This is a genomic window from Pseudomonas sp. GD03858 (assembly GCF_029840925.1).
Classification (GTDB): Bacteria; Pseudomonadota; Gammaproteobacteria; order Pseudomonadales; family Pseudomonadaceae; genus Aquipseudomonas.
This window is the reverse complement of record NZ_JAOCDM010000189.1, coordinates 1-4,765: the sequence shown is the minus strand read 5'-3', so window position 1 is coordinate 4,765 and position 4,765 is coordinate 1. Positions and strand designations below refer to the sequence as shown.

The following is a 4,765-nucleotide window of genomic DNA, read 5'->3' as shown; positions in this document are numbered from 1 at the left end:
ATCAAGCCGCAAACCCACCATCGGCCAGCAGGCTCGCGCCGGTGATGTACCCCGCTTCAGGCCCCGCCAGGTACGCGACGAAACTGGCGATCTCGTCCGCCTGCCCATAACGCCCGATGGCCATGAGCGGAATCAGGCTCTCGGCGAACTCGCCGCTGGCCGGGTTCATGTCGGTGTCCACCGGCCCCGGCTGCACATTGTTGACGGTGATCCCCTGCGGCCCCAGGTCCCGCGCCAGGCCCTTGGTCAAGCCGACCAGGGCCGACTTGCTCATGGCATAGGGCGCGCCACCGGCGAACGGCATGCGCTCGGCGTTGGTGCTGCCGATGTTGATGATCCGCCCGCCCTGGCCCATGTGCCGCACGGCGGCCTGGGTGGCGACGAACACGCTGCGGACGTTGACCGCCAGCAAGCGGTCGAAGTCGGCCAGGTCGAACTCGGCGACCGGTGCCACGGCCAGCACGCCGGCATTGTTCACCAGGATATCGAGGCCGCCGAAGGTCTTCACGGTGTCGGTCACGGCCTGTTGCACGGCGTGGCTGTCGGCGCTGTCGGCGCGCAGGGCAAGGGCCTGGCCGCCACTGCCGTTGATCTCGTCAGCCAGCGTCTGGGCGGTGGCGGTCGAGCTGACATAGGTGAAGGCGACCTTGGCGCCTTCGCGCGCCAGGCGGCGGACGATGGCCGCGCCAATGCCTCGGGAACCGCCCTGGACCAGGGCCACCTTGCCGGTGAGTGGGAATGCCTGGGACATGCTGATCTCCTGCGTTCAAGCAAGGCCGGATGCCTTGGATGGACGCAGTATCGGCCCAAGATTGCATGCTGATAAGATGGCAATCGCGATATGCAGAGTAAACCTTTGGTTGGCAATCGATACCATGGAATCTTTCAGCAGCCTTGAATGTTTCGTGCGCAGCGCCGAGGTCGGCAGTTTCGCCGAAGCGGCCCGGCGCCTGTCCCTGACACCCGCGGCGGTGGGCAAGAATGTCGCTCAGCTGGAGGCGCGCCTGGGCGTGCGGCTGTTCCAGCGCAGTACGCGCAAGCTGACCCTGACCGAGGCCGGGCAGCGTTTTCTCGGCGAGGTCAGCGACAGCCTGCGCACCATCCAGTACGCCATGGCCAACCTGGCCAGTGCCGAGGGGCAACCGGCGGGTCTGCTGCGAGTGAGCATGGGCACGGTGTTCGGGCGCTTGTATGTGCTGCCGCTGCTGGGTGAGTTCCTGCGTCGCTACCCCGCGATCACCCCGGACTGGCACTTCGACAATCGTCAGGTCGACCTGATCGGGCAGGGCTTCGACGCCGCCATCGGCGGAGGCTTCGAGCTGCCGCTGGGCGTGGTGGCGCGCAAGCTGACCCCCGCGCACCGGGTGCTGGTAGCGGCGCCGGCCTATCTGCGGCGGCACGCCCTGATCGATCATCCACAGGTGTTGCAGGCCCATGCAGGCATTTTGATCCGCTCGCCGCAGACCGGTCGGGTGCGCGCCTGGCCACTGACCAGTCGCTGGCAGGAGCAATGCCCGCTGCAACTGCCGCAGAGCATGACCATGAGCGACTCCGACGCCGCGTGCGCGGTGGCCGAGCAGGGGCTGGGCATCGCGCTGGTGAGCCTGCCGTTCGCGGTGCCATACCTCAGCGCCGGGCGCCTGTGCCGGGTGTTGCCCGACTGGTACGTGGACGATGGCAACATCAGCCTGTACTACGCCGAGCACAAGCTGCTGCCGGGCAAGACCCGGGCCTTCATCGATTTCGTGGTCGAGCAGTTCGCCGAGCAAGGGTTGGCGCAGCGGTTCGATGCGCTGCAATGTCATTGATGCCCATTGCACTGCCCTGTAGAGACGTGCCAGCCCTGTGGGAGCGGGTTTACCCGCGAACACCAGCGAAGCTGGTGCCCTTCACCGCGCTGCCTGATTCGCGGGTAAACCCGCTCCCACAGGGGCCTGCTGAATAAACAGGCTCGCTCAGGCGATAGCGATGATGAACTGCACCTGCGCCACTCCAGCCACCACCAGGCCTACTTCGTCATCCACCCGCTTGCCGAGCAGTTGCTGCCCCAGCGGCGCACGCGGGGTGATCACCGTCACCAGCCCATCTCCCTCACCCACCTTCAGCCCGGCACCTTCCGGCCCGAGGAACAGCCGGCGCCGCTGGCCCGCCTCATCTTCCAGGGTCACCAGGCAACCGATCTGGATCCCCCGAGCCGGGTCGTAATCGCGTAGCACCAGCTGCTGGTAGGTCAGCAGCGCCTGGCGGATCTCGGCCGTGCGCCGGGCCTGCCCAGTAGCCAGGTAAGACGCCTCCAGCCCCAGGGTGTCGTACTTGTTCTCGGCGATGTTCTCTTCGGCGGTGGCGGCCTCGTAGGCGGTCTGCGCGGCGCGGCGCAACACCTCCATGTCGTGCTCGAGGGTGGCGATGATGCGTTGTAGCAGGCTGGCCTTGTCCATGATCAGTAGCAGAACTCCAGCACGTTGGCCTGACTCTTGTCGGTCGGCGCGGTGCGGTTCTGCTGCAGCCAGAACTGGCACTTGGGGCTGCCGAGGTTGCGCGGGTTGCCCTGGGCGGCATCGGCGGCCTGTTGCAGCTCTTGCTTGTGCAGTATCTCCTTGTACTGCTCGAACATCCGTGCCTGTGCATCGACCGGTTGTGCCGGAGCAGGCTGGCGCGTTGTCGGCGCGAGGGCCTGGGTCAGCGGTTGCACCTGATCCGGCCACAACCGCAGGGCCAGCCACAGGCTCACGGCGATGGCCAGCGCGCCGAGCCACAGGCCGAAGGCCACGCACAGGATCAACTGCATGGGCTTCAAGGTAATCTTCAGTTCGCGGGAGCGGGGCATGCTGGCCTCCTGGCAGGCGTATCGTATGGCGGCATTCTCGCACGGCGCGGCGGATTTTTTCAGCGCTGCACTTTTGTTGGCGGGCGTTTGTCCGCAAAATTCGCGGTCTTTTTCGCAGGTAACGGAACGTGGCGATGAAAACCACCTGGGACATCTTCTGCACGGTCGTCGACAACTATGGCGACATTGGCGTCACCTGGCGCCTGGCCCGTCAGTTGGCGGGCGAGCACGACCTGGCGGTACGCCTGTGGGTGGACGACCTGCATGCCTTCGTGCGCCTGTGCCCCGAGGCGGACAGCCAGGTCGGGCGGCAGTGGCAACAGGGGGTCGAGGTGCGCCACTGGCCCGTCGAATGGCAGGGCGCAGAGCCGGCACAAGTGGTGGTGGGCGCCTTCGCTTGCCAATTGCCTGAAGGTTATGTCGACGCCATGGGCAAGCAGCCCAAGCCGCCGTTGTGGTTGAACCTCGAGTATTTGAGCGCCGAAGACTGGGTGGAGGGTTGCCATGGGTTGCCGTCACCCCAGGCCAATGGGCTGCGCAAGATCTTCTTCTTCCCCGGCTTCACCGAGCAGACCGGTGGTCTGCTGCGTGAGGCCTCCCTGCTGCCACGCAGCGAAGCGTTCCGGCACACGCCGGGCGAGCGGGCGAGGTTCCTGGCGGGGCTGGGCATCCAGCCCACGGACGGTACGCGACTGATTTCTCTGTTCGCCTACGAGAACCCGCAACTGGGTGACTGGCTCGATGCGCTGGCCAGCGACGCACAGCCCACTCACCTGCTGGTCCCGCAAGGGCGCATCCTGGGGGACCTTGGCCATTGGCTGGGGGAGGGCGACTTGCCCGTGGGCGCGCTCCATCGGCGTGGAGCCCTGACCGTGCAGGTCCTGCCTTTCGTCAGCCAGGACGACTACGACCGGCTGCTGTGGAGCTGCGATTTCAACGCCGTGCGCGGCGAGGACTCCTTCGTGCGGGCGCAATGGGCCGGCGTGCCGATGCTGTGGCACATCTATGTCCAGGAAGAAAACGCCCACTGGGAAAAGCTCGAGGCCTTTCTCGCCCTTTATCGACGCGGGCTGTCGGATGCGGCTGGCCAGGCGCTGACCGGGTTGTGGCGCGCCTGGAACATGGATCAGCCGATGGGCCAGGCCTGGCGGGCGCTGCAACCGCACTGGGACGAAGTCCGCGAACACGCCTGCCAGTGGCAGGCCGCCCAAGCCGCTCGGCCGGACCTTGCCACGAGGCTGGTGCAGTTTTACCGAAATTCGCTATGATACGCGGCCTCGATTTTTATAAATCCATCCAGATTCGGATACTTCGTAATGAAAACTGGTAAAGAACTGAAACCCGGTACCGTACTGCGGATCGACAACGACCCGTGGCTGGTTCAGAAAGCTGAGTTCACCAAGTCGGGCCGTAACAGCGCGATCATGAAGACCAAGCTGAAGAACCTGCTGACCGGCTACAAGACCGAAACCGTATACGGTGCGGACGACAAGCTGGACGACGTGATCCTGGATCGCAAAGAAGCGACCCTGTCGTTCATCAGCGGTGACTCGTACACCTTCATGGACACCACCGACTACACCATGTACGAACTGAACGCCGAAGACATCGACGCCGTTCTGCCGTACATCGAAGAAGGCATGGAAGACATCTGCGAAGCCGTGTTCTTCGAAGGCCGCCTGGTATCGGTCGAACTGCCGACCACCATCAGCCGTCAAGTGGTCTACACCGAGAACGCCGCCCGTGGCGACACCTCGGGCAAGGTCATGAAGCCTGCCAAGCTGAAGAACGGTACCGAGATCTCGGTCGCCGACTTCATCCAGATCGACGAGTGGATCGACATCGACACTCGCGACAACAGCTTCAAGGGCCGTTCCAAGAAGTAATCCTTCTTGCGATGCGCATAAAAAACCCGGCCTCGGCCGGGTTTTTTTATGC

6 protein-coding genes are annotated in these 4,765 nt (G+C 64.7%); 3 read left to right on the top strand and 3 right to left on the bottom strand.

The features are described 5' to 3' along the window. Position 1 precedes the first annotated feature (1 nt). The gene (locus N5D48_RS25650) at positions 2 to 751 is read right to left on the bottom strand and encodes a 3-oxoacyl-ACP reductase FabG (protein ID WP_279888905.1); all 750 of its coding nucleotides are present in this window, start codon (positions 749 to 751) and stop codon (positions 2 to 4) included. A gap of 124 nt (positions 752 to 875) precedes the next feature. On the opposite strand from N5D48_RS25650, the gene N5D48_RS25645 reads away from it, so the two are divergent. After that, positions 876 to 1,808, top strand: a complete 933-nt coding sequence (locus N5D48_RS25645; protein WP_279888903.1) for a LysR family transcriptional regulator — start codon at positions 876 to 878, stop codon at positions 1,806 to 1,808. A 147-nt stretch (positions 1,809 to 1,955) separates the two neighbouring features. Here the strand turns inward: N5D48_RS25645 and N5D48_RS25640 are convergent, their stop codons facing one another. Together N5D48_RS25640 and N5D48_RS25635 are read right to left on the bottom strand one after the other, a co-directional pair. Then, the gene (locus N5D48_RS25640; RefSeq protein ID WP_279888902.1) at positions 1,956 to 2,438 is read right to left on the bottom strand and encodes a GreA/GreB family elongation factor; all 483 of its coding nucleotides are present in this window, start codon (positions 2,436 to 2,438) and stop codon (positions 1,956 to 1,958) included. A 2-nt stretch (positions 2,439 to 2,440) separates the two neighbouring features. Next, positions 2,441 to 2,827 carry a hypothetical protein gene (locus N5D48_RS25635; protein WP_279888900.1) on the bottom strand — a complete coding sequence of 129 codons (387 nt, stop codon included), beginning with the start codon at positions 2,825 to 2,827 and terminating at the stop codon, positions 2,441 to 2,443. A gap of 134 nt (positions 2,828 to 2,961) precedes the next feature. On the opposite strand from N5D48_RS25635, the gene earP reads away from it, so the two are divergent. Beyond that, positions 2,962 to 4,095 carry an elongation factor P maturation arginine rhamnosyltransferase EarP gene (gene earP, locus N5D48_RS25630; protein ID WP_279888898.1) on the top strand — a complete coding sequence of 378 codons (1,134 nt, stop codon included), beginning with the start codon at positions 2,962 to 2,964 and terminating at the stop codon, positions 4,093 to 4,095. A gap of 48 nt (positions 4,096 to 4,143) precedes the next feature. Further along, the gene (gene efp / locus N5D48_RS25625) at positions 4,144 to 4,713 is read left to right on the top strand and encodes an elongation factor P (protein ID WP_060483780.1); all 570 of its coding nucleotides are present in this window, start codon (positions 4,144 to 4,146) and stop codon (positions 4,711 to 4,713) included. Positions 4,714 to 4,765 lie beyond the last annotated feature (52 nt).